Origin of the sequence: Sporosarcina sp. P32b (genome assembly GCF_002743335.1) — a bacterium.
Classification (GTDB): domain Bacteria; phylum Bacillota; class Bacilli; order Bacillales_A; family Planococcaceae; genus Sporosarcina.
On the sequence record NZ_PDZB01000009.1, the window covers coordinates 44398 to 69605 of the forward strand.

Sequence of the window (25208 nt, forward strand, 5' to 3'; positions counted from 1 at the left end):
TTGTTAAGAACGGGGGGGTGTGAAAATGGGGAACAAGAGAATAAGGAAGAAACAAAAGAAAAAACAAAAGAAAAAACCAGACTTTTTCATACCCGTAAAATGCTGTCCAGAAAGGGCGGATAGTCCTGAACTGCCATCTCCAGAAAGCTGTCTTCCTCCTGAAAAGCGTGAGGAAGTAGACAGAAAAATTGCAGAAGCCAATAGATTATTACTGGATCTGGCACTTGATGATAATCGATCCATTCAAGAGACGTATCAACGGGCGTTTGACGGCTTGATTGGTCTGGAAGTAGAGATAGTAAATCCTTTAGATGAAACGATTTCGGGAGTAGTGATGATGGCGGCATTTGATTTCATTCTGTTAAGTCGAGACGATTATAAAATCATCGTGCCATATGAACAGATTGAATCGGTCAAAGCTTCCGGCTGCTATGCTGAACTAGTACCGGTGGCCAATTTACTGAATATCGGTCCACGCTTACGTAGGAAGCTGACATTTCAGTTTGGAAAAGTTGTCGGCTCATCTCCAGAGCTTATTCAGCTATTTTTCAAAATCCCGCTAGCAGTTTATCTATTGTTGTTCGAAGATCAAACTATAAAAGTTCGAGTGGGACGGTCACTAATTGAAGGGGTGCTAGTGGATGTGAATAAAGAGTCCATTGTACTGGAGATGAATAAAGAAAAAAGCATCATCGCCATTGGAAATATTGCCCACATCATGGTAGGTAAATAAGAAATCAGTCCCTATAGCTGGGGACTGGTTTTTTATTACTATACTACCTGCATGGGTTTTTGGAATGGCAATATCCTAGGGTTTTGATTTGTGAAATCTTGTCGATTGGTAAAATCAAAGTATTACCGATTGGATGATCTACTTTCTTTCCTTTTTCATCAGTAGTACAACCACAGTCTGCGGGCAATTCGCCTGGTTTCCCATTCACGAATATCTCGACAAAGTTAGAGCCGACAAAAATTATAGTACCCTTTACAATTTCCTCTTCCATCTGTAACTCCACCTCACAACAAACCATTTGGCGCAAACGGAAGTTAAGACCGTCTTGTAAACCACCTAAACGGACCATGAAGCATGGATTACATAAGTCTTTTCTACAACGGCTACAGTATTTGGCATCGCATTTTATTTTGAGGCACTTCTGACAGTAATGGTGATCTCCACATTTACAATTCTTTTCTTTTTTCAAAGCATTCACCTCCCACCGCTCTATGTAGTATATGAATATCTACTGCTCGAGAGATGATGGAACAACCTAAGAAAGTTGTAATGTCTAGAGATTCATTTTTTTATAACGGATAGTGGGTGAAATTCATTCCTCCACAAACGTTCTTTTCCATAATAATTATATAGCTAAGTATTCAAAATGAGAGGCGAGATCGTCTAATGCTTTTCTGATCAAAGGATGCTGGAGAAATGAAAAACCACTCTTTGAATCATCTAGATTCAAAGAGTGGTCCATTACGTAGTATTAGCTATCTAGACTTTTAATGAAGTGCAACACTTCATCCGCGGTAGATAGGGAAAGAATATGATCTATCTGATTTTCTAAGGTAACCTTAGATAGTTTCTGGATTTGTGAACGTGTACGAAGTATGGAAGATGCACTCATGGAAAACTCATCTAATCCCATCCCGAGCAGTATAGGAATTGCCGTTTCATCACGTGCCATTTCTCCACACATTCCCACCATCTTGCCTTCTTTGTGAGCCGCATCAATAATCATTTTGATAAAGCGTAAAATAGATGGATTATACGGCTGGTAGAGGTAAGAAACGTGCTCATTCATCCGATCAGCAGCCATCGTATACTGAATTAAATCATTTGAACCAATGGAGAAGAAATCTACTTCCTTGGCAAATACATCAGCCAATATAGCTACAGCTGGTGTTTCAACCATAATTCCGAGTTGAATCGTCTCACTTACTTCGATTCTTTCACTAATAAGTTGTTGCTTTACGTCTAAAAATAGTTCTTTTGCTTGCCTGAATTCATTAATCGTTGCGATCATCGGAAACATGATCCGCAAGTTTCCATATATACTGGCACGCAATAAAGCACGTAACTGTGTTCTAAACATCTCTTCATGATCAAGACATAGACGGATTGCTCGTAATCCTAAGAATGGATTGGCTTCATGTGGAAGTTGTAAATACGGTAATTCTTTGTCTCCACCAATGTCCAGAGTACGAACAATGGTAGCGCTTCCGTTCATTTGCTCTAGCACGCTTTTATATGCTTCAAACTGCTCATCTTCAGTAGGGAATTGTTCTTTTCCCATGTAAAGAAACTCCGTCCGGAATAATCCAATCGCTTCTCCGCCATTTTTCAAGACATTTTCCACATCGTCGGGTGTCCCAATATTTCCAGCTAATTCAACGCGATGACCATCAAGTGTAATAGCAGGCTCGTTCGCAAGTAATTGCCATTCTGCTTTTTGTTTGGCAAATGCCTGCTGCTTTTCTTGATAAACGGCTAATGTTTCTGCGTCAGGGTTTACAATAACCTTCCCAGCTTCACCGTCTACAATAATAATTTCACCGTTTTGAATCATAGCCATTGCGGTTTTACTTCCGACAACGGCTGGAATCTCCAATGTTCTCGCTAAAATAGCAGAGTGCGAAGTAGGACCCCCAATATCTGTTACGAAACCTTTAATTAGTTCAGGATTCAGTTGAACAGTGTGGGAAGGCGTTAAGTCTTCTGCAATGATGACGACCTCTTGCGTAATGTCTTCGGGCGTTTGAATGCTGACGCCGAGTAAATGGGAAAGGATTCGTTTTGTTACATCCCGAATATCAGCAGCACGCTCTCGCATATATGGGTCGTCCATCGCTTCGAAAATGGAAACGTATAAGTTTGCCGCTTCTTGTACTGCATATTCGGCGTTTACGTGTTGCGTCTGAATTGTATCTGTAATAGCCGCGCGTAATTCTGGATCGTCGAGAACAAGTACATGTGCACTGAAAATAGCTGCCTCCTGATCACTGAACTTTTCTTGTGTCTGTTTCTGAATCGTCGTCAATTCTGATCGGGATAGAGAAAGAGCGTTTTGTAGACGATCTATCTCTGTTGACACGTCTGAAATGGATTCCTTCAGTACAGTCAACTCCGCATTTTCTAGACGAAAGGCTTTGGCGATAGAAATACCATTGGAGGCTGCGATGCCCTGAAGGATTTTGTTCATTAGTCTTCTGCGCCTTCAGATCGTAATAATTCCTCCAGCTTGTTCATCGCGTCTATTTCATCTTCACCATCCGCAATCAATGTAATTGTAGATCCTCCAGCGACGCCAAGTGACATCACACCAAGAATAGATTTTAGATTTACCTTCTTTTCTTTATACTCAAGTGAAAGTTCTGATTTAAAAGGGGTTGCAGCAGCGACCAATTGGGCGGCTGGACGAGCGTGAAGCCCTTCACCATTGCTGAATACGAACTGTTTCTTTATCATTACGAAAACCTCCTATGAATTGTTTTGAATGTTTTTGACTGCTTATGAATGATTATGATGGATTTTATTGAAAAATTCAAGTAATATGGTGTTATTGATAGAGAAGGTGGGTTGCACATGCTAACAAATGAACGATATGAATTAATTTTGAATAAATTGGCTACTCATAAAACGGTGAAGATTACAGAATTAATAGAGGCAACCGACGCATCGGAATCTACCATTCGAAGAGATTTAACTGAACTCGAAACGCTCAATAAACTTCAACGAATTCATGGTGGAGCCACATTACCAGATCGAGATATGCAGGAATTAAGCATTTCAGCCAAGTCTGAAAAATATTTTTCAGAAAAAGTAAAAGTTGCTTCATTGGCAGCAAGTATAGTCAAAGAGGGTGATTTCATCTATCTTGATGCGGGTACCACTACGTTTCAAATGATCCCTTTTCTAAAAGACCGTAATATAACGGTTGTAACAAATGGACTGACACATGTGGAATCATTAACTGAGCATGGCATTTCCTCTTATTTAATTGGAGGCTATGTCAAAGCCACAACAGGTGCGCTTGTAGGACAACAGGCTAGGAACTCATTGAAACAATATCATTTCAATAAATGTTTTTTAGGTACGAATGGAGTTGACCCCGTTCATGGGTATACGACACCTGATCCTGATGAGGCAACTGTAAAAAGTTTAGCAGCAGAGCAATCAAGAACTACTTATATAGTGGCGGATCATTCTAAAGTGAAAAAAAGCAGTTTTATAAAGTTTTTATCTATAGAAGAGGCCGTCTTGATTATTGACGAAATGCCAGAAGATATTCTAAATGAACTGGAAGAGAAAACGTTAGTAAAGGTGGTGCAAAAATGATTTTCACATGTACATTCATGCCAACAGTTGACTATACCGCATATTTATCGAACTTTGAGCGCGGAGAACTGAATCGTACAAATGAAGTGTATTATTATCCAGGTGGAAAAGGTATTAACGTATCAAGGGTTGTTCACAGACTTGGTGCAGATACGGTCGCATGCGGGTTCATTGGTGGTTTCACAGGAGACTTTATTGAGGACTTTTTACAAAAAGAAGATATAAAAACCGATTTTATTCGCACAGCAGATATTACGCGAATTAATGTGAAAATTAAATCAACTGAAGAAACGGAATTAAATGGGCCTGGACCAAGTTTAAATGAAAACAATGTTCAAGGGCTCCTTGAGCGAATCGGTCGACTAACAGAAGATGACTGGTTAGTGATTGCTGGGAGAATTCCAGATTCTTTACCTTCGTCATTCTTATCTGAACTCGCTAGACTTTGTGAAAAAAATAAAGTGAGGCTTGTAGTGGATACATCAGGGCCTGCATTGAAACAGATCATGGAAGTAACTAAGCCATTCTTGATCAAGCCGAATGAACAGGAACTTGGAGAATTGGTTGGTAAGACCATTCATAGTAAACAAGAGGCAGTTGGTTATGCCAAAAGATTAGTAAGTGAAGGTATTCAACATGTAGTGATATCGATGGGGAAGGAAGGGGCGCTCTATGTATCAGCTGAAGAAACATTGGCAGCCACTGCGCCAAAGGGCAAGCTCGTCAATTCAGTAGGTGCTGGAGATTCGCTAGTATCAGGTTTTATCGCATCCTACTCTACAGATGGACATGCAGAAAATGCTTTCAAATATGGAGTCGCAAGCGGAAGTGCCACCGCATTCCAGTCCGATTTATGTAAAAAAGAAGATGTGGAGTCATTATTGAGCCAAGTGATCATTACGAAACTATAGGAAGAGGTGCTATTCTATGAAAATCACACAATTATTGACAGAGGATACAATCAACCTTCATTTGCAGTCTAAATCGAAGGATTCAGTCTTGTCCGAATTGGTTCAGCAGTTACATGTCGCGGGGAAATTACGTGACAAAGTGCAATTCACCAATGATATTCTCAATCGGGAAAGTCAAAGTACGACGGGTATTGGTGAAGGAATCGCTATTCCACACGCGAAGTCAGCAGCTGTTCAGACACCCGCTATCGCGTTTGGCCGTTCTACTGAAGGTATAGACTTTGATTCGCTTGACGGTCAACCTGCACATTTGTTTTTCATGATTGCTGCGAGTGAAGGGGCTAACGACGACCATTTAGATGCACTATCTAGACTTGCGACATTTTTGATGGATACTTCATTTCGTGATAAAATCATGTCTGCACAAACAGCAGCGGATGTATTACAAGCGGTCAATGACAAAGAGTCGGAATTGGATGATGAAGTAACAGAAGATGTACAAGCACCGAAAGAAGAGAAATCTACCGTACGTTTGCTAGCGGTTACGGCTTGTCCGACTGGAATTGCGCATACGTATATGGCTGCTGAAAAATTAAATGAGAGAGCAAAAGAACGTGGCCTTTCATTAAAAGTAGAAACGAATGGTTCATCCGGTGTGAAAAATAGATTAACAGATGCAGAAATTGCAGAAGCGGACGCCATTATTGTGGCAGCTGATACGAAAGTGGAAATGGCTCGATTCGCTGGGAAACATGTGATCCAGACGAAAGTCGGAGATGCTATCTATGAAACGGATGCATTACTGGATAGAGCGATTGAAAAAGATGCACCGATTTATCAGCTAGAAAAAGGTCAGGAAGATACTTCATCGAGTGACAAGAAGAGCGGTTTTTATAAGCATTTGATGAACGGTGTATCCAATATGCTTCCTTTCGTTGTCGGTGGGGGAATTTTGATAGCGCTCTCTTTCTTCTGGGGAATCGAATCTTCTAATCCAGACAGTCCTGAATACAATGCATTTGCAGCTATGCTTAACACTATAGGTGGAGGAAAAGCATTCTTCCTCATGGTTCCTGTGTTGGCCGGTTTCATAGCTTCAAGCATTGCCGATCGACCCGGTTTTGCTCCCGGTATGATAGGGGGGCTGATCGCCATCACGGTTTCAGGTGTAGATGAAGTGGGTGGCGGATCAGGATTTTTAGGCGGTCTTATTGCAGGGTTTTTAGCAGGGTATATCACTTTACTTGTTAAGAAGTTATTTGCTCGTTTACCTAATTCATTAGAGGGCTTAAAACCCGTGCTGTTTTACCCGGTTTTCAGTATTGCAGCGACAGGATTAATCATGTTGCTTATCAATCCACAACTGGCCAAGCTGTATACAGGATTTTCCTCGTTCCTTGAAGGGATGGGCGGTACGAATCAAATTTTAGTTGGTTTAGTCATTGGTGGAATGATGGCTGTGGATATGGGAGGACCGGTCAATAAAGCGGCATACACATTCGGTATTGCCATGCTAGATGCACAGAATTTCCAATTTATCGCAGCGGTAATGGCGGGCGGTATGGTACCGCCGCTTGGCATGGCGATTGCAACTACCTTATTTAAAAATCGTTATACAAAGACTGAGCGTGAAGCGGGGAAAACTGCGTATGTGCTCGGTGCTTGCTTCATAACGGAAGGTGTTATTCCATTTGCAGCAGCTGATCCATTGCGTGTCATTCCGGCTTCCGTAATAGGGGCAGCGACAGCGGGTGCACTAACGATGGCATTTGATATCGCCTTACGCGCACCACACGGAGGAATCTTCGTCATGGGACTCGTTGAAGGTGGAATTAGTAAGATCCTTCTGTATGCATTTGCAATAATCATTGGTTCTGTCATTACAGGCTTAATTGCTGGCATGTTGCGTAAGAAGCCTGTTTGATTACAATTCAAATCAGTTAATTAGTAAAAGCTAGCCGTGTAAAGTCATCAGTTGACGCAGCATGGCTAGCTTTTTACTTTTTCTATTCAATTCTTCTGCAACATGGTAAACTATTCAGACTGCACACATTCTCATGAACTGGAAAACCATTAGTAAGACAAAATTACAAGGAATTCCTTAGTGTATTGTGATGTTGAAGTGTGAATTATATTGAAAAGGGGATTCATTGTATGGGATTGTTTGATGCTCTTTTAGGGAATGCTTCCGTCGTAAACAATGAAGAAGTAAAGAAGGAACTCGACTTAATCTTAGCGGAAGGTGAGGAAGTAGAGGCTGCGTTTAAGCTCGTGCGGGATTTAATCGTATTCACGAAAACTCGATTAATACTCGTAGACAAACAAGGTATTACAGGAAAGAAAGTGGAATATCATTCCGTCCCATTCAAAAGTATCTCTCATTATAGTGTAGAAACGGCAGGTACATTTGATATGGATGCCGAATTGAAGATCTGGATATCAAGCTCACTGACTCCGCATATTGAAAAACAGTTCCGTAAAGATAAAAGTATCTACGATATTCAAAAGATATTGGCGACTGTTTGTGTGTGACTTTCGTTTGAAATAAATAAGTGGTACTTTCTTTAATAGAAAATACCACTTGTAGCTTATCTCTTTTCAGCTGGAACGACACTTTCATACGCAACAAGAGTCACGCCTATTTTATCCTCCAGACGATTTACTGCATGTAATTCTTCAGCACTTAGTTTCGCAATTGATGTGTCTTTATTTGTCATATAAAAACTTCCTTTCCCTGTTTAAGCATAAGATGGCTGAATCGCAATAAATTATACATACAAGAGGTAAGGAGGCCACGACATGTACGACCCAACTGTATTTGAAAATTTAAAAGTCGCATTTGAAAATCATATATATAATTTGGATAATCTGAAACAAACAGTTCATATTTTACATCGCAAAGATCAACTGGATGTAGCCGTGATGGCAAGAGAACTAACCATTCGTTTTTCCAGAGTCGGCTTTCCTTCTGTCATTGTCGACTTAAAATTACATTCATCACTCAAGGAGCTGGCGGATGAAATACTTGAAACCAAAGGCACGGATCCGGGCTGTACGCTTACATTACTCGTCCGCACGTTTATTCGAGATGTAGATAAAGAATGTGAAGAAATTGCGAGTATCCTTCGTACTGTATGGGAGAACGATATTAGTTTCACACAAACACTTAGCTTCCGTCATGAACAAACAGAACCGGGGTTCATGAACAGGATCAACATTCATTTCAAACCAAAACTAACTGAAGAGCATATGGGGGAAATCGGTGAATTCTTAAAAAGTGTACTGGACATGATGGAGCGAATTGGAGAAGTGTCATAAAGAATGAAAAAAACGCTTCCTGTTAATGGAGCATTTTTCAAATACTACTATAATACTGTTTGTGAAAAAGCCCAAATATAGTCTACACCATCTTCAGATGGACCACTTGGATCACCGAACTCGGTTACGCAACCACATGTACCGCATACTGCGGAATAACCGATCGATAGCACACCAATTCCTGGATCTTCCACGTTTGAGAAAGAACAATAAGGGATAAATTCATCATGCTTACAAAAGTGACAAATAAGTAGATGTTCTAAAATCGTTATACGGCTTCTTACGCTTTCTAGCTCTTCTACCATTACGAATCCACCTCCATGTAGACAATGTTTGGCTTGTCGTGGTGTGATTGCTCTTGGATCAACTGCGTTGTACTACATAGTTCACAAGCAAATGATTGCAATGTTAGCTGATTAGGTATGTCTTTAGCTGTTTGCTTCAAATCAATATATACTTCACGGTGAAAAAACGTTGTGCCACCGCAGAGTGTACAATGAAGCGGTATGCCAATAACTTCTATTTCAAATATTCCGCGTCTTCTAACCATCTTTCAACACCTACCTTATTTTTTAAACCGATTACCTGTATTGACATAGAGTAAAGTAAATGCGAGTACTAATAGGAACAGTGTTAATCCTACAATGAAGTATACATCTTCTTCCAACAGTTCACTTACGGCGAACAATCCGACACAAAAACTTAAAGCGAACATGATTTTCGCCATAAACTTGCATAACGCACGCTCGTTAATACGCATTTTTTTTTCGAAAGGCATCGTATTATAGCCTGACAGTAAGGATGCACCTTTACCTTGCCAAAGTGCTATGCCATAGACAATAAATGCAATCATTATAATAATATTAAGAAGTAGGCCGGTCATAGTGATCCCTCATTTCATGAAAAAGAATCGGCATTCAATAAAAAATGGAGCCAACTCTTAGACGAGTTAACTCCATTCTATCTTATTCCATAGCGGTCTGCCGAGTCTTTACAGCTATCGATAAAGAGATAGCTGCACATAAGAATGCGATGATAACAATTACGCCACCAACTGCCGGCATATTTGTGACACTACCTGTTTGACTATAAACTATCCCGCCAACTCCAGATCCAAGCGCAATTCCGACTTGTAGCGCCGAGTTATTGAAACTCTGGTGTATATCGGAAGTTACCGGATCACTTTGGATAATATAATCTTGCTGAGCAGGTGCTAGCGCCCAACTTAATCCACCCCAGATCATCATGAAGATAATGAAAAGTGGAATGGAGAATGTGGAATAGGGAAGCGCAAATAAACTAATCGCAAATGCCCCTAATATAATTAAAATACTTTTCTTCGAGCCAAGACGTGAAGCTAATCCGCCACCAAATGCTCCGCCTGCTACTGCTGCCAGTCCAAATAGGAAGTAGAATACACTGATCCAATACGGACTTAACTGCATCGTCGTTTCTAAGAAGGGGGTGAAGTACGCATATACCGTATAATGTCCAGCGAGCATAAACATGGTCGCTAAATGAGCAAAGAATATTTTTTTATTCGCTAAAGCTTTAATCTGAACAGAAAGTGGTTGTACTTTCGCGTTAGGAATTTTTTCGAGAAACTTTGCGATTAATAGTATAGAACCTACTGTCAAAATCGCAATTCCTAAAAACACTGAACGCCATCCGAATGCGTTCGTTACTACAATACCGATGGGTACGCCTAGGACAAGCGATGAACTGATCCCCATGTAAATATAGCCAAGCGACTTAGCTCTCACACGTGGCTCGACCATTCGTGCTGTAATCGTTAATGATAGCACAATGACAAGTGCTGCACTTGCAGCTGTCAATACACGAGCAGCCATCATCAAGCCGAATGTCGGACTGAAGTATGTTAGAATGTTTCCGAGTAAAAACACGACTAATGTAATTAAATATAATTTCTTGCGTTCCACTTTCGCGGTCAGTGACAATAATACAGGTCCTGCAACCGCGTACACGAGAGCGAATACTGTAATGAGTTGTCCAGCGGTTGCGATGGAAACATTCAAGTCATCCGCAATGACGGGCAAAATTCCTCCGACTACCAACTCAACTAGTCCTACTGTAATAGCAGACACTGCCAATAATAAAACACGTAAATCCAAAACAATTCCTCCTACTAGTGTCTCTACACTATTTTTTCGAATAGAAAAATCCTGATTACAAAAATTACTTTGTAATCAGGATTTGACGGTTCCTGGTAGAGACCCTCGAACCATATTATCGAGGTTATACATGTTGATTCCGTAATGAAATTTTCTATTGTTCAATTTATCATGGAATGTGAGATATGGCAAGTTGGAAAGCTACTACCTAAAAAGGTCCCCGATTTATCCAACAATGTAGAAGTGACGTTCGTTCTGCGTAATAGTATGGTTCGAATCGTCTCGAGTTGTAAAAGTCCTCAAAATCAAGTATACTTTTCCCGATAAACTTGTGCGGATCAATACACTAATAAAGGATGGATATGCATGACATTTGAAGAGGTATTACCACGTTTGAAGGCTGGAGAGAAAGTCATCCGTAGTAACTGGGGCGGAGCAGAGTTATACGTGAAGCTAGTAGGGGAAAGTGAACAAGACGGTAAAAAACTGAATCCATATTTCGTGATTGATGTAACGGGTGAAGGCTATACAATGTTCACACCAACAGTTTGTGACTTACTAGCCGAAGACTGGGTCATCGTAGAGTAAATCGGAAGAATCAAAGCTCATGAGTATTCATGAGCTTTTTTATATAGGAGGCCGTTATGAAATTTGCAGAATATGAAAATAAGACCATCGTAGTGACAGGTGGCGGGTCTGGTATTGGGTACGCACAAGCTGTAGCATTTTTGGAAAATGGAGCAAATGTTTTTGCATTTGATATACAAGAGGGGGATCTCCCGAAATTACAAACAGACTATCCGTCACAGTTTGCCTATGCGATTGGTAGTGTCAGTGTAAAGAACGACGTAGCACACGCGGTGAAGGAAGCGTGTAACGTATTTGGTACTATAGATATTTTATTAAACACTGCAGGGGTGCTCGATGGTTTTGCCAAAACATTAGATACTGACGAAGCGCTTTGGGATAAAATCATGGATACGAATGTAAAGGGTACATATTTTATGACGAATGAAATATTGCCACAGATGATCGCTCGTAAGTCAGGTGTTATTGTCAATATGGCGTCCGTTGCGGGCCTTGTGGCAGGTGGTGGGGGTGCGGCTTATACAGCATCCAAACACGCCATTGTTGGTTATACAAAGCAACTGGACATGGATTACTGCCGCAATGGAATTCGCGCGAACGCGATTGCGCCAGGTGCCATCCAGACACCGATGAACCAAGCGGATTTTGAAGGTGACGGTGAAATGGCGAAGTGGGTAGCAGAGGAAACGCCTGCAGGACGTTGGGCGCAGCCGAGTGAGGTTGCAAGCCTGACATTATACATAGCCAGTTCCGCAGCGGACTATATTCATGGAGCGGTTATTCCGATTGACGGAGGTTGGATTGCAAAATAAAGCTTTTGTATTATAAGGAAATCTGTTATAATACCGAAGCAAGCAAATTCTGTTTGCACTACGACACTTTTGATCGAGCGATAGGCTCTTTCTTCCTTTGGTCGTAGTTATTACTGGAATAGCATTTTCGCTATTTCACAAAGGAGAAAATAAAATGAGTATGTCTTATGTTAAAGATTCGCCTAAGAGTAAGAGTACGGTGAATGAACTGACAAAAACAGCGCTCGTCGCCGCTTTGTATGTGACGGTGACGTTTGTATTTGCAGTGATCAGTTTTGGTGCAGTCCAACTGCGTTTGTCAGAGATGTTCAATTATCTGGCTTTGTATAATAAACGGTACGTGATCGGTGTCACGCTAGGTGTCATGTTCGCAAACTTTATGTCACCGACTTGGATTTTGGATGTGCCGATTGGTTCTATGGCTACGTTAGTCGCATTATTAGTCTGTCGTGCACTGACTAAGAAAATTAAAAATGATATTGTCAAAATGGTGATTACTGCTATTGTGTTTGCATTATCTATGTGCGCCATTGCAGCTCAACTGACAATTTTACTAGGTTTCCCGTTCTGGGCTACATGGTTAACGGCTGGAATTGGTGAATTATTATCGATGACAATTGGCGGAGTTATTATATATACATTAAACAAGAAAATAGATTTATCCAAATAAAAGAGAGCATTCGCAGATTTGTGAATGCTCTCTTTTTTGTTTTCCTTAAAATGATCTCATTATATAAAGTAGGTGTACGTTCATGTATTAAGCGCGTTGCAAAACGGTAAATGAAATCGCGTAAATAATCAAACCACTAATTGGAATAGAAGCTACTGCGAATATTGGATACCAAATATAATCCAAAAAATAGTTTGGAATAAACATGAATGAACCGATCATGAAAAAGGAGTAAATTAATATACCCGAAAAAGCATAACTAATCGCTTTTCGTGTATTCGCCACTGCTCGTTCGTCTGTAGAGTCGTATTCGAACGTGATGAAATCACGTATATCGGTATTGTTATTTTTTCGCATACGTAAAAAGTGAATTAGATTAGCGATTATAAAAAGTATGAGTACAGCAATCATCAAAGCTCCTGGCCAAGTATTAACTTGTACTGTAAATCCTTCAATATATCCGCGATCCATCTGAATGAATTTCTGTTCAACCTGCAAAAAATCAAAAACCATGATAGCTAAAGCGATGAATAGCACGATTCGTAATGTAACAGAAATACATATATTCTTCATTCAAGCATCCTCCTTGTAAAAAATCTCTTCAATCGATAACTTAAATACTTCTGCAATGTTCATAGCTAGCAAAAGAGAAGGGGTATAGCTACCTTTTTCTAAAGCCACTATCGTTTGCCGTGTAACTCCAACTTGTTCTGCAAGTGCACTTTGTGTTAGATCCATCCGCGCACGTAATTCTTTCACTCGACTTTTAATCACTCCACTCATCACCTCGTCTTGTTAAATGTATATCAAACTTTACATATTGTCTAGTTGACTATACAATAATTTAAATAAAAAAACCGAAAATCAATAGGTTTTGTTGATAGAAAATCAAGCAAAAAAGGATGCCCAGAGAAGTGTTTCCACTTCATGGACATCCTATTATAGTTTTACACCTTTACATCGGTATCTTTTGGTTTTGGATTCTTGATCAGCAGCGCCAATAGTAGACCGACAATGGATATACAACCTGAAACGAAGAAGGCTGTATTTACACCTTGAATTTGACCAGCAATGGTTCCGTTATCTAGATCGGATGTGATCATGATTGTCACGAGCGCAGCAGTTCCAATAGACCCCGCAATCTGCCGGAAAGTATTATTCATAGCTGTACCATGAGAAATCAAGTGATTGGGTAGCTGATTCAGACCTAGTGTAGTCGAAGGCATCATAATCATCGCAATACCAAACATTCTTACAGCGTTTAATATGGCTAAATAGGTGAACGTTGTATCTACTGATAAGTTTGCGAACATGAATGTCGTAACGGTTAAGATGGTAAAGCCTGATAGCAGTAACCATTTGGCACCATACTTATCGAATATCGTCCCCGTTACCGGATTCATGATACCCATGACAATTGCACCTGGAAGTAGCATAAGACCGGAGTGGAGTGCATTAAAACCAAGCATAGTTTGCATGAACAACGGTAAGATCACTGTAGATGCAATCATGGAAGCAAATACAATCATACCTAAGCTAGTTGCCAGTGTGAATACGCCATACTTGAACACTTTAAACTCGAGAATGGGTTGTTCCAGTTTCAATTGTCTTAGAATGAACCAAGCAAGTGAAATTGCCCCAATGATTAACGAAAGTAAAACGTTCGCATGTAGCCAACCCGTATTACCTGCAATACTGAAGCCGTAGAGTAATCCACCAAAACCGAATGTAGAGAGCACAATCGATAAATAGTCCATTTTTGGATTGGTTAGTTTCGTTACGTTTTTCAGCAAGAAATAAGCGGCTACGATATTTAACAAAGCAAACGGTAAAACAACGTAGAATACACTGCGCCAAGGGTACTGATCTACGAGATATCCAGATAGGCTCGGCCCGATAGCTGGCGCAAATGCAATGACGAGTCCAAAGTACCCCATTGCTTTTCCGCGTTGTTCAATCGGAAATAGCAAGAACATAATAGTTTGCAGTAGCGGCATCATAATCCCGGCTCCCGCACCTTGGAGAACTCTACCTATTAACAATATAGAGAAGTTTGGAGATGTCGCTGCAATTAGTGTTCCTAAAGCAAATATACTCATCGCTGTCAAAAATAGTCGTCGAGTCGTAAACTTGCCGATGAAAAAAGCTGTAATAGGAATCATAATCCCGTTAACTAGCATGAAGATTGACTGCAACCACTGCACGGTACTTTCGCTAATCTGAAGATCCTTCATGATTGGCGGAAGGGCTGTAGCGAGAAGCGTTTGATTCAGAATTGTAATGAACGCACCCGATAATAATACAATCATCAAGGGAAGGTTCTTTTTAAAATCGAATTTTTGTGAGTTTACCATGTTCACGCATCACCTCATAATTAATTACAGATCACAAAATAATTCGGAGTTCGTTATAAATCTAACATACAGGCTATGTTAATTGTTATTTCGTAAGACCACAATAATCTTGCTTGACTATGTCTATAGGCGAAGTTGGAAAGGTACTACGTTTAAAAGAATGTAATGAGGATACTATGAATAGTAATAAGATCTTTTAATTGGGAGGAAATCTACTATGAAAAAAGCTGTATTCTTGGATCGAGATGGTGTGATCAATGAAGTGTTGACGGATCGAGTGAAATTTGTGAATGAACCTAATCAATTATATTTTTTACCAGGAGTGGCGGAAGCGATAAAGGAATTGAATCAATCGTTTGACTACATATTTGTAGTGACGAATCAAGGCGGTGTAGGTCTTGGTTACATGAAGGAGTCTAAGTTGAAATCCATACATGATCATATGATAGCAGAGCTAGCAAAGGAAGGTGCCATAATTGACGAAGTCGCATATTGTCCGCATAAGCCGAAGTCTGGATGTGATTGCCGCAAACCCCACAGTAAGTTGATAGAAAAACTCGCAAAGAAACATAATGTAAACTTGTCCACTTCCTATATGATAGGCGATACGGATACAGACATTATTGCCGGAAAAAGAGCAGGGACCAAGACGGTCTTCCTAGGTACAAAAGATCCACTGGCAGATGCAGTATTTCCAGATTTGCTTCATGCTGTTCCTTGGATCATAGATGATATGTCGAAGTGAAGAGCATTCAAGCACTAACCCATTACTAGTAAGGCAATCAATGAAGTAGCGCATCCAGATGCAAGAAAATACAGATAATATTTTTCTACCTGTGATCGTCCTAACTATTAATTAGGATAATAAATGCCGCAACATCACTAGATATTTGTGGCATTCATGCTTACTTTACAGAGGCTCATCCTACAGACTTTATTCACCACAAGCCCATGATTATCTAGTGTAAAGTAATCTCTCCAAGAAAGTACTAGTGCAATTGAGTAATAGTACTGAAAAAAACCATTTAATAGCAACACTTGAGAGAAAAATATAAGAAAGACTAGTGAAAAAGTATTATACTATGATATGATTATTAAAATAAATAATAGAATAATACTAATTACCCTTATCATTCTTACTAAGAAAATAATTAGATACCCTCTAATTATTTCAACCTATTTTAAGAAAGAAAAAGTGAAAGTGAAAGAGTACTAGTGAAAGGGGGGACTACTTATGAAGAAGTTAGTAATGGTTATGATGGTTATAGCATTTTTACTCATTGTGCCTGTAGGGTTATGGTTTTTGAAGAGTAATCCGCCGATGAAGGTAGCTATTATTGATAAGTCGGCTGTAGAAAACTTACATACAAAACATCTGGGGATTAGCTGGGTATTAAACTATTCAAAAGTAAAAGCACCGCATAACAAACCATTTGATCCTGCACGTGACTATTATGGCGGATTCACAGTAGTAGAAGGAAAAGGTATTTCAGAGTTGAAACCACTACCTAAAGAGTATGCGGAGAAAGATATAATTTACTTGGCAAATACCGCTAGTATCGATGAAAGTATGGTAGATATGAATGATCCTGTGCTTGCTGCATACGAAGATGATCATGGCGGACTAAAAGAAGTAGAGTGGCAAAGAATCTTGAAAAGACTTAATTCAAAAAAGCCTTCATTATTTATAGCGGAGTATAATTCGTTTTCTGCGCCCACTTCGGAGAAAGTACGTACGCGTGTTGAGGATCGAATGGGATTGAAGTTTTCTGGTTGGAAAGGACGTTATGTGGAGGAACTTGACCCACAAAAGAATGCGGAAATGCAAAGTATTCTTGCTGGACAAGCAGCAGAGTGGACATATAATGGTCCTGGGTTTTTGTTAGTTAATGATACTACAGGCGAAGTTCTAGCATTGGAAAAAGATGAAGAGCTCTCAAAAGAGGGTATTCAGCTAACATTTACGGATATTGGAACGGAACGATTAAACATCTCGGGGTCGCATCACTTTCACTCTTGGTTTGATATCGTAACAGCAGAGCAAGGGGAATCTTTAGCGGTGTACGATTGGAATCTTACTGAAAAAGGAAAACAGCTGTTAGCGAAGAAAGGAATTCCTACTCAATTCGATGCAGTAGTGCGTCATACATCAGGTGTTTCTGAGAGCATGTATTTTTCTGGGGATTTCAGCAGCGTGGAAAATGTCCCTTCTATCTATCAAGTAAAAGGAATAGCGAAAGTATATAAAATGATTCAAAGATCCTCTGAGAAAACATTCTTCTGGTCAGCATATGTACCCATGGTGCAAGGTGCGCTTGAAAAGTTTGGTCAGGTAGAATCAAAGGAAGAGAAAGAGCCTAAGCAAGAGGGAGTAAAGATGACCTCACGAATGAACGGAAAACATTTGGAAGTTTTAACAGATGGAAAGTGGACTCCGATGATTGTGAAAGGCGTGAATATTGGAATGGGGAAGCCGGGAGCATTTCCTGGGGAAGCTGCCATTACAGAAGAAGAATATTACAAATGGTTCGAAGCAATTGGTGAGATGAACGCGAATACTATCCGAGTCTACACGCTTCACCCACCTGATTTTTATCATGCTTTAAAAGCGTATAACGATGTACACGATACCCCTATATATGTCATGCATGGTGTCTGGATCAATGAAGAAAAACTGGAAGAGTCATTGGATGCCTTTGAAAAAGAGAACTTGCAAGACTTTCAAAAAGAAATGGTTCAGCTGGTCGATGTCATTCACGGAAATGCTACTGTGCCGTCCCGTCCAGGTCATGCATCCGGTGTATACGACGCGGATATCTCCCAATGGGTCACAGCGTGGATGATTGGAATTGAATGGTATCCTTTCATGGTAGAAAACACGAATAAGCTACACCCTGATTTAGGAGAATATAATGGAAAGTATTTTGAAACAAAAGGTGCCGCTGCATTTGAATATTGGCTAGCGGAACAAATGGATGTACTAGTGTCGCATGAAGTGCGTAACTACCAGCAGATTCGGCCGATGAGCTTCGTCAACTGGGTAACAACTGATATGCTGACACACCCGTCAGATTCTTCAGGTCAGGAAGATATCGTATCCGTTAATCCGAATCTACTCTACACTAAAGGAGAAATGGACAAGCCGGGTCAATTTGCTTCCTATCATGTGTATCCTTATTATCCAGACTTCTTGAACTACGAGAAAAAATATCGTGAGTTTATTGATTTCAGAGGCCAGAAGAATAATTACGCTGGCTATTTAAAAGATTTGCATGAAGCGCATCGAATACCGATTTTAATATCAGAGTTTGGAATCCCAGCATCTAGGGGAAAAGCGCATGAAAATCCATTTGGCTGGAATCAGGGCTTTATATCAGAGGATCGTCAAGGGGAGATACTAACACATTTATATGAAGATATTTTGCATGAGGATATGATGGGAGCGCTAGTGTTTTCATGGCAAGATGAGTGGTTTAAACGAACGTGGAACACAGCAGAATATGATAATCCTGATCGTCGTCCATACTGGTCAAACACGCAAACGAATGAACAAAAGTTCGGACTGCTCAGCTTTGACCCATTGAAAATAAAAGTGGCTGGATATGAAGAGGAATGGACAGGAGAACCGATGTACAAAAACAAGCAAGGCACGCTCGAAAAAATGTATATAGATCATGACGAAACATTTTTGTACATTCGGGTAGATTATGATGAATCCAAAATAGCTAAAACGGATGTAGTGAATATTCTCTTTGACACGATACCAGGGCGTGGAAATGCACGTGCTAGTAGAATAGAAGATATTCAATTTACTAACGGTCTAGAATTCATTGCTAAAATTAACGGGGCCAAATCACGTATGTTGATTGACCCTCATTATGATCTATTCCACCATGACTACGGTAAGGATGTAGGATATATTCCAGAAAATGAAATGAAAGATCGAACCAATCAGTTTATTCCGATGCAGTATGCGTTAAATCGAAAATATCTAGTGAAAAATGAAAAACGTACGATTCCTTTTAGTTTCTATGAAACGGGAAAGCTACAGGAAGGAAATGGAGACCCAGACTCAGCCGATTATGATTCTTTAGCAGATTATCGTATGCGTGACGGCATGCTGGAACTACGTATTCCATGGATGTTGTTACAAGCAAAGGATCCAAGTAGAAAAGAGTTTATCGAGAATTTGTTGGTGGATGGTACGAAAACAAGTATAAATATCGATGAAATATTTATTGGAGCGGTTTTAACATCAGAAGATGGCAAGGTACTGGAGTCATTTCCTCAGATACACGACAAAAAGCTAGATTCAATGGAAAGTTACACATGGGATAATTGGCAAGTTCCTATGTATGAAGAACGATTGAAGAAATCTTATTATTACTTACAAGATGCATTTAAAGCGAAGTGAAATTAAGATTCATAGTGGAAAAAGAACAGAAGTCTTTCTGAGACATCTGTTCTTTTTTTGTAAATTGAAATATTTACTTATGCTAATACTTGATAAAACCTCATTATATTAATAGAGAAAAATGAACGTTTTTGTAGTATTATGATATAGTATTAAATGCATTTAAAATTAAAAGAGCATATGTAACGGAGGAAGTTATGTCGGATCTAAAGTTACCAAATAAAAGATTTAGGCCCGAGATAGAAGGGGTACGAACGGTTGCAACATTATTGATCGCTATTTATCATATATGGTTTGGTAGGGTGTCTGGTGGAATCGATGTGTTCTTCGTTATTTCAGGGTATTTGATGACATTGTCCATCATCTCGCGAATAGAACGAACCGGATCAGTGAATTTCATCGAATATTTTCTGAACTTAATGAGAAGGCTATTACCCCAAGCCACAATCGTCTTGATTTTCACTGGAGTTTTTGCGGTAATTCTTCTACCCCAGTTTGAATGGGGAGAAATCATTGCACATATGATGGCTTCCACGTTTTATTTTGAAAACTGGCGGTTAGCATTGGATTCTGTTGACTATTTAGCAAAAGATAATTTTGCAAGTCCATTTCAACATTTTTGGTCACTCAGTGTGCAAGGTCAATTTTATCTGATCTGGCCAGCTTTACTGGCGTCTATTTATTATCTCGCCCGAAAGTTTTTGAAAACACCTGTATATAAGACATTACTTGGTTCGCTAATCGTAGTGTTTATTTGTTCGCTTGTTTTGTCCGTCTATCAAACGAATGTTAACCAACCTTTTGCCTACTTCAATACATTCACGCGGATTTGGGAATTTAGTATTGGCGGTATTTTTGCTTTACTATCACCGTACCTATTTTTCAATAAAAGATGGAGTGTTGTTTTAGGATGGCTAGGCTTAGCGATTATTGGACTTACTGGAATATTATTCCCAGTGTCCACTGTATTCCCTGGGTATTTGGCATTGATTCCTATTAGTGGAGTATTACTTATATTAATCGCCTCTGAAAGTATAACGATATATGGAGTAAATCGTTTTTTATCAACAAAGCCTCTTATCTATTTAGGAAGTCTTACATATGGTGTGTATTTATGGCATTGGCCGTTGCTGATTTTCTATCGTTCCTATATGGAAACAGAAACAGTACCTCTTGGAGATGGTATTTTACTTTTGATGACAACTTTTGTGTTGTCCATGATTTCTACAAAACTAGTAGAAAAACCCGTTCAAAAATTAGGTCGCAATCAGAAAAATGGAAAATTGCTAGTCGTATTGTCAACTATGGTAGTACTCGCGTGTAGCTCAATATTTTCTATTTCTGCTTATATTGAAGAGGCAACAGCTAGTTCGGATATTGTCCAGGAACAAGATTACCCTGGCGCTCAATCAAATCAGTTTAATATGAAACCTGTATCTCATGTAGACCTGATCCCATCACCTTCAGAAATCAAAACAGATCTTCCCGTATTTTATAATGATTTGGAATGCCAGTCGGCTAACCTCACGGAAGTCAGAAAATGTTCATATGGTGTATTGAAGGACTTTGATTTTACGTTAGCGCTCGTTGGTGGTTCACATTCCGGTCATTGGTTCCCAGCTTTAATAGAATTAGCGGAAGAAATGAATTTTAAAATTGATTTGTATAGTCATGATGGTTGTCGATTTACAGACGAAGATCCTAGAGGAAACTTAACGAAAGCTTGTATTCCTTGGAATAGTAACTTAATTGATACGTTACTAGAAGATCCCCCTGACTTGGTTTTCACCACTTCGACGGTGAATAAGCGACCAAAAGTACCTCGAGGATTTGTTAATCAATGGAAGAAATTAGAAGGTGTTACGACAATCTTTGCGATACGTGATAATCCTCGTATGCAAGAAATTATTCCAATCTGCCTTGAAAAAGCAGACGATCCATTGGAGTGTTCAGTGCCAAGGGATCAAGCGATTGCCAAGGAAACACCATGGGAAGTGACAGAAGGTATTCCATCGAATGTGTTCTTCGCAGACTTAACCAACTCTTTTTGTGATGAAACGACTTGTTATCCTGTCATTGGGAATATCATTGTCTATCGTGATGATAATCATATTACTGCGCAATTTGCAAAAACATTAGCCCCTGCATTAAAAGTACCATTGCAGCAGGCGTTCGACAGCTTAGGAAAACACACACGTAATGATGAGTGATCTGTTTGCCGTGAACTTTGTATAGTTCAACTAGATACGGGAAAGCTATCATATAGAACGAAAACTTCAAAAAGGAGTGTATATGATGACGAAGAACTACCCGAAACCGAATGATTCTGCTGACAACAAAGTCCGATTGAATAAGACGATTAGTAATATGGAAGCAGCAGAAGATGCGATGAAGTTTGCAGAGGGCAAAGAGTTCGAACGGATTAAAAAGAAAAATGAACGCAGAGCAGAAAGTATTGAGGACTTAGAAGAAGAAATTAGTGAAGAAGATAAGTCACGGATCAATGGTTATTTATAAATAATTTGTTACTACAATAGGTAGACCCTCACTTTTAAAAGTGAGGGTCTCTGCCGTTTGTCGAGATATAAATAAGCAAAAAAGAGGAATCAGTTCAGTACGCTCTATAGAATAGAAGAATCTACACTATTTAAGGTTTTGTCTATAAGGAGAGAATATAAAATGAAAAGAATTAAAAAGGTTGAAGAGTGGCGGGAACTACTTGAAAAGTCAGATGAGCAACCCTTTCTGTTGTTTAAATCTAGCATGACTTCTGTTAGTAGTTTAGCAGCTAAAAAAGAATTGGATGGACTTCGAACGGAATTGCCTGTTTACATCATCATCACACAAGTAAGTAAAAAACTTTCAGCGGCCATTGAAACAGATTTAAGTGTTCCACACGAAGTTCCGCAATTATTGATTTTAAAAGATAAACGTGCGATCTGGCAAGCTACCCATTATCAAATCAAAGAACAGATTTTATTGGATGCAATAAAAGAATACGTCTAAGATGTGTAAGGATTTTGAAGTGTCGTTTTCAAGACGTCCGGAAAGGTGCATGGACATTTTTAAATACATTGACGATGAATAGTAGAATGGAAATAGCTAATGCGCTACCGCCAGCCCAGATACAAAGTTGAATCCAAACCATAGGCAATCCTAGTGCTGGTTGTATGATAAACATGCCTATTAATAATACAGGCAATCCAATGTTATAGAGCCAAAAATGTACTTTTCCAAGTATACTGTTACCTGCTTGGGGATAGATCGTATATATTATTCCGATCATAGCCGTTGTAAGCCAACCAACCACATTAATATGTGCATGTGTGGCTCCCCACTGAAGTTGAATAGTAGCATGCATATATAGTCCAAAGCCTACACCGATTAAGAAATAAATCACTGCTGCTTTAATCCACCTTGCGCCCATCAATAATCAGCTCCTTTTCGTATATAGTACGTTTGCTTTCTATCAATTATGTACGGACTAATCTACATAATAAAACGTGTAGACAACTAGAATGGTAACAACTATTCATAGAAAATATTCAAGTGATAAAAGGAGTTATTATAATGGTAAGTGTATTTCCAAAAATATATGACATGGCCATGAAGCCTTTAGAAGCAACGCGATTTAAAAAAGTTCGAACGGAATTAATTCGTCATGCACAAGGGAATGTACTGGAGATTGGTTCAGGTACCGGTATTAATTTTCCGTATTATCAGCAAGCAAAACATGTAACAGCAATCGAACCGAATCCAGAGATGAGTCGCAGAGCTACTAGAAGAGGACGAAACGCGCATGTTCCTATTACTTTATATGAGGCAAATGCAGAATCATTACCATTTGCTGATCATACATTTGACACGGTCATCTCGACGTTAGTATTTTGTACAATACCCAATCCACTACTTGCATTAAAAGAAATCCAGCGCGTTAGTAAACCGGGTGCTACCATTTTATTTTTTGAACATGTCAAAATGAAGCAACCTACTCTTGCAAAAGCACAAGATCTAGTAAATCCATTATGGGAGAAAGTATGCGATGGCTGTCAATTAAACCGAGATACACTATCCATGATTGTGGATTCAGGTATATACATAGAACAGCTGGAATCACTTTATGGCGGCTTGTTTTTATCCATTAGATGTATAAATGATTACAAGGAACTTACGAAGTGATTTGTACGTACAGGCCTTAATTAAATGGAAAGGAGTGAGGGAATGAAAAAAATCATTGTATTCGCTCTAGCGACGGTTTTTCTACTTGCCGCATGTGGAAATAATAAGGTCGATGATTCTGCTGCCAAAGAGTATATTAAGAAATCAAAAGAAGCAATCTCGTTATTTAATGAAGAAAAGTTTGATGAAATGCGATCAATGTTTGATGCCACGATGAAAGATGCGTTATCTGTAGAACAACTACAAGAAGTGTCGGATATTGTAAAAGAATCTGGTGAATTCGTCAGCTTTGAAAAAGAGTCAGTCGCTAAAAAAGAGCAATACTTTGTTGCGACCATTGCTACGAAATACAAAGAAGACAATAGAGTGTACACTATAACATTGGATGAACAACAACAAGTTGCAGGGTTCTTCGTGAAATAATGAAAGCTATTGAAACTCTAACGGAAGTCATGTACTTCTTGTTAGGGTTTTTGTGTTATGTAAAAGCCACTGAACTTAAATCTTTATTTACACTTGCTAAAGAAATGAAAACTAGTTATTATAGTATTCAGAACATACCAACCAGTTAGTATAATGATAAAGAGGAGGAAAGATATGAATTCAAACGATGTGAAACGGATTACAGTAATTGGTGCCGGGCAGATGGGGCACCAGATTGCCATGCTATGTGCGCTAGGTGGATACCAAACCACTTTGCAGGATATTAATCAGGAAGCTTTGCAACAGGCAAAGAATAACTTGGAGCGTCTGATGAGTGATTGGGTAAGAAAAGGGAAGATTAATGAGCCGGCTGTAGAGAAAGCTTTTTCATTACTAACTTTTACAGATCAATTAGAAGAAGCGGCAAAAGATGCAGATCTTGTAATTGAGGCGATCATCGAAGTCCTTGAAGCGAAGCAAGAGCTATTTAAAAAATTAGATGAAATTACACCACCTCATGCTATATTGGCCACGAACAGCTCAACTATTATGAATTCATTAATTGCCGAAGTGACGGACAGACCGGATAAAGTATGTAATATGCATTTCTTCTTCCCGCCACTTGTAATGGATAGCCTTGAAGTAGTCATGAGTGAAAAAACTTCTGAAGAGACAAAAGATATCGCCATGGCAGTTTCAAAACAAATTGGGCGTACGGCAGTCCTACTGAGGAAAGAGATTTCTGGATTTGTTGCGAATCGTATACTTGGTGCAATTCATCGCGAAGCAACGTACTTATACGAAGAAGGAATTGCTGACTTCAAAGATATCGATCTCATTATAAGAAAGTCTCTTGGTCATAAACTCGGACCATTCCAATTAATCGATATGTCAGGAGCGGACGTCGTGTATTCGGCCATGCAACATCAATATCAGCAAAGTGGAGATGAAAGAGATAAGCCGCCTGCATGCATTAAAGAAAAAGTAGATAAAGGAGAACTAGGAAGGAAAACGAAAATAGGGTTTTATGATTACCGTGAAGTACCGGTGAAGTAAGATAAAAATGGTTTG

Annotated in this window: 29 protein-coding genes and 1 riboswitch; of the genes, 17 read left to right on the forward strand and 12 right to left on the reverse strand. The window is 39.4% G+C overall.

Annotated elements, in window-relative coordinates:
- Positions 1 to 25 precede the first annotated feature (25 nt).
- Complete coding sequence (locus CSV64_RS08270; protein ID WP_099632700.1) at positions 26 to 733, forward strand: hypothetical protein; 708 nt, start codon at positions 26 to 28, stop codon at positions 731 to 733.
- Between the two features lie 43 nt (positions 734 to 776).
- On the opposite strand, the gene CSV64_RS16550 is transcribed toward CSV64_RS08270, so the two are convergent.
- The 3 genes from CSV64_RS16550 to CSV64_RS08285 form a co-directional block, all read right to left on the reverse strand.
- Positions 777 to 1202, reverse strand: coding sequence for a hypothetical protein (locus CSV64_RS16550; RefSeq protein WP_143565183.1), 426 nt, complete (start codon positions 1200 to 1202; stop codon positions 777 to 779).
- Positions 1203 to 1484: 282 nt separating this feature from the next.
- A complete protein-coding gene (gene ptsP, locus CSV64_RS08280; protein ID WP_099632702.1) occupies positions 1485 to 3200 on the reverse strand; it encodes a phosphoenolpyruvate--protein phosphotransferase in 1716 nt (571 codons plus the stop codon).
- Positions 3200 to 3466, reverse strand: a complete 267-nt coding sequence (locus tag CSV64_RS08285) for an HPr family phosphocarrier protein (protein WP_099624731.1) — start codon at positions 3464 to 3466, stop codon at positions 3200 to 3202. Before CSV64_RS08285 ends, ptsP begins: the two co-directional genes overlap by 1 nt.
- A 117-nt stretch (positions 3467 to 3583) precedes the next feature.
- On the opposite strand from CSV64_RS08285, the gene CSV64_RS08290 reads away from it, so the two are divergent.
- The 4 genes from CSV64_RS08290 (at position 3584) to CSV64_RS08305 (ending at position 7779) form a co-directional block, all read left to right on the forward strand.
- Positions 3584 to 4336: a DeoR/GlpR family DNA-binding transcription regulator gene (locus CSV64_RS08290; protein ID WP_099632703.1), complete on the forward strand. Its 753-nt coding sequence runs from the start codon at positions 3584 to 3586 to the stop codon at positions 4334 to 4336.
- Complete coding sequence (pfkB, locus tag CSV64_RS08295) at positions 4333 to 5247, forward strand: 1-phosphofructokinase (protein ID WP_099632704.1); 915 nt, start codon at positions 4333 to 4335, stop codon at positions 5245 to 5247. Before CSV64_RS08290 ends, pfkB begins: the two co-directional genes overlap by 4 nt.
- 16 nt (positions 5248 to 5263) lie before the next feature.
- Entirely contained in the window at positions 5264 to 7171 is a 1908-nt protein-coding gene (locus tag CSV64_RS08300) for a PTS fructose transporter subunit IIABC (RefSeq protein WP_099632705.1), read from the forward strand.
- A 230-nt stretch (positions 7172 to 7401) separates the two neighbouring features.
- Positions 7402 to 7779 carry a PH domain-containing protein gene (locus tag CSV64_RS08305; protein ID WP_099632706.1) on the forward strand — a complete coding sequence of 126 codons (378 nt, stop codon included), beginning with the start codon at positions 7402 to 7404 and terminating at the stop codon, positions 7777 to 7779.
- Between the two features lie 56 nt (positions 7780 to 7835).
- Here CSV64_RS08305 and CSV64_RS16960 read toward each other — a convergent pair whose 3' ends face one another.
- Positions 7836 to 7964, reverse strand: coding sequence for a hypothetical protein (locus tag CSV64_RS16960; RefSeq protein ID WP_255397633.1), 129 nt, complete (start codon positions 7962 to 7964; stop codon positions 7836 to 7838).
- An 82-nt stretch (positions 7965 to 8046) separates the two neighbouring features.
- Between CSV64_RS16960 and CSV64_RS08310 the strand changes: the two genes are divergently transcribed.
- Positions 8047 to 8565 carry a hypothetical protein gene (locus CSV64_RS08310; protein ID WP_099632707.1) on the forward strand — a complete coding sequence of 173 codons (519 nt, stop codon included), beginning with the start codon at positions 8047 to 8049 and terminating at the stop codon, positions 8563 to 8565.
- 47 nt (positions 8566 to 8612) lie between these two features.
- Here CSV64_RS08310 and CSV64_RS08315 read toward each other — a convergent pair whose 3' ends face one another.
- From CSV64_RS08315 to CSV64_RS08330, 4 genes are all read right to left on the reverse strand, one after another.
- On the reverse strand, positions 8613 to 8870 hold the full coding sequence (locus CSV64_RS08315) for a hypothetical protein (RefSeq protein WP_099632708.1): 258 nt from the start codon (positions 8868 to 8870) through the stop codon (positions 8613 to 8615).
- Positions 8870 to 9115, reverse strand: coding sequence for a hypothetical protein (locus tag CSV64_RS08320; protein WP_099632709.1), 246 nt, complete (start codon positions 9113 to 9115; stop codon positions 8870 to 8872). The genes CSV64_RS08315 and CSV64_RS08320 overlap by 1 nt, the downstream gene beginning before the upstream one ends.
- 15 nt (positions 9116 to 9130) lie before the next feature.
- Positions 9131 to 9448 (reverse strand): DUF3784 domain-containing protein, encoded by a 318-nt coding sequence (locus tag CSV64_RS08325; protein WP_099632710.1) that lies wholly within the window; start codon positions 9446 to 9448, stop codon positions 9131 to 9133.
- An 82-nt stretch (positions 9449 to 9530) separates the two neighbouring features.
- The gene (locus CSV64_RS08330) at positions 9531 to 10697 is read right to left on the reverse strand and encodes an MFS transporter (RefSeq protein WP_099632711.1); all 1167 of its coding nucleotides are present in this window, start codon (positions 10695 to 10697) and stop codon (positions 9531 to 9533) included.
- A 52-nt stretch (positions 10698 to 10749) separates the two neighbouring features.
- Positions 10750 to 10849: riboswitch (purine riboswitch) on the reverse strand.
- A gap of 214 nt (positions 10850 to 11063) precedes the next feature.
- On the opposite strand from CSV64_RS08330, the gene CSV64_RS08335 reads away from it, so the two are divergent.
- The 3 genes from CSV64_RS08335 (at position 11064) to CSV64_RS08345 (ending at position 12767) form a co-directional block, all read left to right on the forward strand.
- On the forward strand, positions 11064 to 11285 hold the full coding sequence (locus tag CSV64_RS08335; protein ID WP_099632712.1) for a DUF2829 domain-containing protein: 222 nt from the start codon (positions 11064 to 11066) through the stop codon (positions 11283 to 11285).
- 56 nt (positions 11286 to 11341) lie between these two features.
- Positions 11342 to 12097 (forward strand): 3-oxoacyl-ACP reductase, encoded by a 756-nt coding sequence (locus CSV64_RS08340; protein ID WP_099632713.1) that lies wholly within the window; start codon positions 11342 to 11344, stop codon positions 12095 to 12097.
- Positions 12098 to 12251: 154 nt separating this feature from the next.
- The gene (locus CSV64_RS08345) at positions 12252 to 12767 is read left to right on the forward strand and encodes a QueT transporter family protein (protein ID WP_199168336.1); all 516 of its coding nucleotides are present in this window, start codon (positions 12252 to 12254) and stop codon (positions 12765 to 12767) included.
- Between the two features lie 87 nt (positions 12768 to 12854).
- Here CSV64_RS08345 and CSV64_RS08350 read toward each other — a convergent pair whose 3' ends face one another.
- The 3 genes from CSV64_RS08350 to CSV64_RS08360 all read right to left on the reverse strand — a co-directional run bounded on the left by CSV64_RS08350 (position 12855) and on the right by CSV64_RS08360 (position 15121).
- The gene (locus CSV64_RS08350) at positions 12855 to 13340 is read right to left on the reverse strand and encodes a hypothetical protein (RefSeq protein ID WP_099632714.1); all 486 of its coding nucleotides are present in this window, start codon (positions 13338 to 13340) and stop codon (positions 12855 to 12857) included.
- Complete coding sequence (locus tag CSV64_RS08355) at positions 13341 to 13541, reverse strand: helix-turn-helix transcriptional regulator (protein WP_369823450.1); 201 nt, start codon at positions 13539 to 13541, stop codon at positions 13341 to 13343. It lies immediately after the preceding gene.
- Positions 13542 to 13714: 173 nt separating this feature from the next.
- A complete protein-coding gene (locus CSV64_RS08360; protein WP_099632716.1) occupies positions 13715 to 15121 on the reverse strand; it encodes an MDR family MFS transporter in 1407 nt (468 codons plus the stop codon).
- A 217-nt stretch (positions 15122 to 15338) separates the two neighbouring features.
- On the opposite strand from CSV64_RS08360, the gene CSV64_RS08365 reads away from it, so the two are divergent.
- The 5 genes from CSV64_RS08365 (at position 15339) to CSV64_RS08385 (ending at position 22541) form a co-directional block, all read left to right on the forward strand.
- Positions 15339 to 15866: a D-glycero-alpha-D-manno-heptose-1,7-bisphosphate 7-phosphatase gene (locus CSV64_RS08365; RefSeq protein WP_099632717.1), complete on the forward strand. Its 528-nt coding sequence runs from the start codon at positions 15339 to 15341 to the stop codon at positions 15864 to 15866.
- Positions 15867 to 16355: 489 nt separating this feature from the next.
- A complete protein-coding gene (locus CSV64_RS08370; protein ID WP_099632718.1) occupies positions 16356 to 19535 on the forward strand; it encodes a hypothetical protein in 3180 nt (1059 codons plus the stop codon).
- Between the two features lie 197 nt (positions 19536 to 19732).
- A complete protein-coding gene (locus CSV64_RS08375; RefSeq protein ID WP_099632719.1) occupies positions 19733 to 21745 on the forward strand; it encodes an acyltransferase family protein in 2013 nt (670 codons plus the stop codon).
- An 85-nt stretch (positions 21746 to 21830) separates the two neighbouring features.
- Positions 21831 to 22052 (forward strand): small, acid-soluble spore protein tlp, encoded by a 222-nt coding sequence (locus CSV64_RS08380; RefSeq protein WP_099632720.1) that lies wholly within the window; start codon positions 21831 to 21833, stop codon positions 22050 to 22052.
- A 162-nt stretch (positions 22053 to 22214) separates the two neighbouring features.
- Entirely contained in the window at positions 22215 to 22541 is a 327-nt protein-coding gene (locus tag CSV64_RS08385; protein WP_099632721.1) for a monothiol bacilliredoxin BrxC family protein, read from the forward strand.
- A 28-nt stretch (positions 22542 to 22569) separates the two neighbouring features.
- Here CSV64_RS08385 and CSV64_RS08390 read toward each other — a convergent pair whose 3' ends face one another.
- Complete coding sequence (locus tag CSV64_RS08390; RefSeq protein ID WP_099632722.1) at positions 22570 to 22962, reverse strand: hypothetical protein; 393 nt, start codon at positions 22960 to 22962, stop codon at positions 22570 to 22572.
- A 143-nt stretch (positions 22963 to 23105) separates the two neighbouring features.
- Here CSV64_RS08390 and CSV64_RS08395 point away from each other — a divergent pair, with 143 nt between their 5' ends.
- The 3 genes from CSV64_RS08395 to CSV64_RS08405 all read left to right on the forward strand — a co-directional run bounded on the left by CSV64_RS08395 (position 23106) and on the right by CSV64_RS08405 (position 25193).
- Positions 23106 to 23714, forward strand: coding sequence for a class I SAM-dependent methyltransferase (locus CSV64_RS08395; RefSeq protein ID WP_099632723.1), 609 nt, complete (start codon positions 23106 to 23108; stop codon positions 23712 to 23714).
- A 42-nt stretch (positions 23715 to 23756) separates the two neighbouring features.
- A complete protein-coding gene (locus tag CSV64_RS08400) occupies positions 23757 to 24137 on the forward strand; it encodes a DUF3887 domain-containing protein (RefSeq protein WP_158232970.1) in 381 nt (126 codons plus the stop codon).
- 174 nt (positions 24138 to 24311) lie between these two features.
- A complete protein-coding gene (locus CSV64_RS08405; RefSeq protein WP_099632725.1) occupies positions 24312 to 25193 on the forward strand; it encodes a 3-hydroxyacyl-CoA dehydrogenase family protein in 882 nt (293 codons plus the stop codon).
- Positions 25194 to 25208 lie beyond the last annotated feature (15 nt).

Excerpts from the sequence above, each read along its gene's own strand:
- CSV64_RS08310 (WP_099632707.1), top strand. The coding sequence starts at position 8,047 with ATGTACGACCCAACTGTATTTGAAAATTTAAAAGTCGCATTTGAAAAT.
- CSV64_RS08305 (WP_099632706.1), top strand. The coding sequence starts at position 7,402 with ATGGGATTGTTTGATGCTCTTTTAGGGAATGCTTCCGTCGTAAACAAT.
- CSV64_RS08300 (WP_099632705.1), top strand. The coding sequence starts at position 5,264 with ATGAAAATCACACAATTATTGACAGAGGATACAATCAACCTTCATTTG.
- CSV64_RS08335 (WP_099632712.1), top strand. The coding sequence starts at position 11,064 with ATGACATTTGAAGAGGTATTACCACGTTTGAAGGCTGGAGAGAAAGTC.
- CSV64_RS08345 (WP_199168336.1), top strand. The coding sequence starts at position 12,252 with ATGAGTATGTCTTATGTTAAAGATTCGCCTAAGAGTAAGAGTACGGTG.
- CSV64_RS08320 (WP_099632709.1), bottom strand. The coding sequence starts at position 9,115 with ATGGTTAGAAGACGCGGAATATTTGAAATAGAAGTTATTGGCATACCG.
- CSV64_RS08315 (WP_099632708.1), bottom strand. The coding sequence starts at position 8,870 with ATGGTAGAAGAGCTAGAAAGCGTAAGAAGCCGTATAACGATTTTAGAA.
- CSV64_RS08405 (WP_099632725.1), top strand. The coding sequence starts at position 24,312 with ATGAATTCAAACGATGTGAAACGGATTACAGTAATTGGTGCCGGGCAG.
- CSV64_RS08360 (WP_099632716.1), bottom strand. The coding sequence starts at position 15,121 with ATGGTAAACTCACAAAAATTCGATTTTAAAAAGAACCTTCCCTTGATG.
- pfkB (WP_099632704.1), top strand. The coding sequence starts at position 4,333 with ATGATTTTCACATGTACATTCATGCCAACAGTTGACTATACCGCATAT.
- CSV64_RS08400 (WP_158232970.1), top strand. The coding sequence starts at position 23,757 with ATGAAAAAAATCATTGTATTCGCTCTAGCGACGGTTTTTCTACTTGCC.
- CSV64_RS08285 (WP_099624731.1), bottom strand. The coding sequence starts at position 3,466 with ATGATAAAGAAACAGTTCGTATTCAGCAATGGTGAAGGGCTTCACGCT.
- CSV64_RS08380 (WP_099632720.1), top strand. The coding sequence starts at position 21,831 with ATGACGAAGAACTACCCGAAACCGAATGATTCTGCTGACAACAAAGTC.
- CSV64_RS16960 (WP_255397633.1), bottom strand. The coding sequence starts at position 7,964 with ATGACAAATAAAGACACATCAATTGCGAAACTAAGTGCTGAAGAATTA.
- CSV64_RS08270 (WP_099632700.1), top strand. The coding sequence starts at position 26 with ATGGGGAACAAGAGAATAAGGAAGAAACAAAAGAAAAAACAAAAGAAA.
- CSV64_RS08290 (WP_099632703.1), top strand. The coding sequence starts at position 3,584 with ATGCTAACAAATGAACGATATGAATTAATTTTGAATAAATTGGCTACT.
- CSV64_RS08350 (WP_099632714.1), bottom strand. The coding sequence starts at position 13,340 with ATGAAGAATATATGTATTTCTGTTACATTACGAATCGTGCTATTCATC.
- ptsP (WP_099632702.1), bottom strand. The coding sequence starts at position 3,200 with ATGAACAAAATCCTTCAGGGCATCGCAGCCTCCAATGGTATTTCTATC.
- CSV64_RS08370 (WP_099632718.1), top strand. The coding sequence starts at position 16,356 with ATGAAGAAGTTAGTAATGGTTATGATGGTTATAGCATTTTTACTCATT.
- CSV64_RS08375 (WP_099632719.1), top strand. The coding sequence starts at position 19,733 with ATGTCGGATCTAAAGTTACCAAATAAAAGATTTAGGCCCGAGATAGAA.
- CSV64_RS08340 (WP_099632713.1), top strand. The coding sequence starts at position 11,342 with ATGAAATTTGCAGAATATGAAAATAAGACCATCGTAGTGACAGGTGGC.
- CSV64_RS08390 (WP_099632722.1), bottom strand. The coding sequence starts at position 22,962 with ATGGGCGCAAGGTGGATTAAAGCAGCAGTGATTTATTTCTTAATCGGT.
- CSV64_RS08395 (WP_099632723.1), top strand. The coding sequence starts at position 23,106 with ATGGTAAGTGTATTTCCAAAAATATATGACATGGCCATGAAGCCTTTA.
- CSV64_RS08365 (WP_099632717.1), top strand. The coding sequence starts at position 15,339 with ATGAAAAAAGCTGTATTCTTGGATCGAGATGGTGTGATCAATGAAGTG.
- CSV64_RS08325 (WP_099632710.1), bottom strand. The coding sequence starts at position 9,448 with ATGACCGGCCTACTTCTTAATATTATTATAATGATTGCATTTATTGTC.
- CSV64_RS08385 (WP_099632721.1), top strand. The coding sequence starts at position 22,215 with ATGAAAAGAATTAAAAAGGTTGAAGAGTGGCGGGAACTACTTGAAAAG.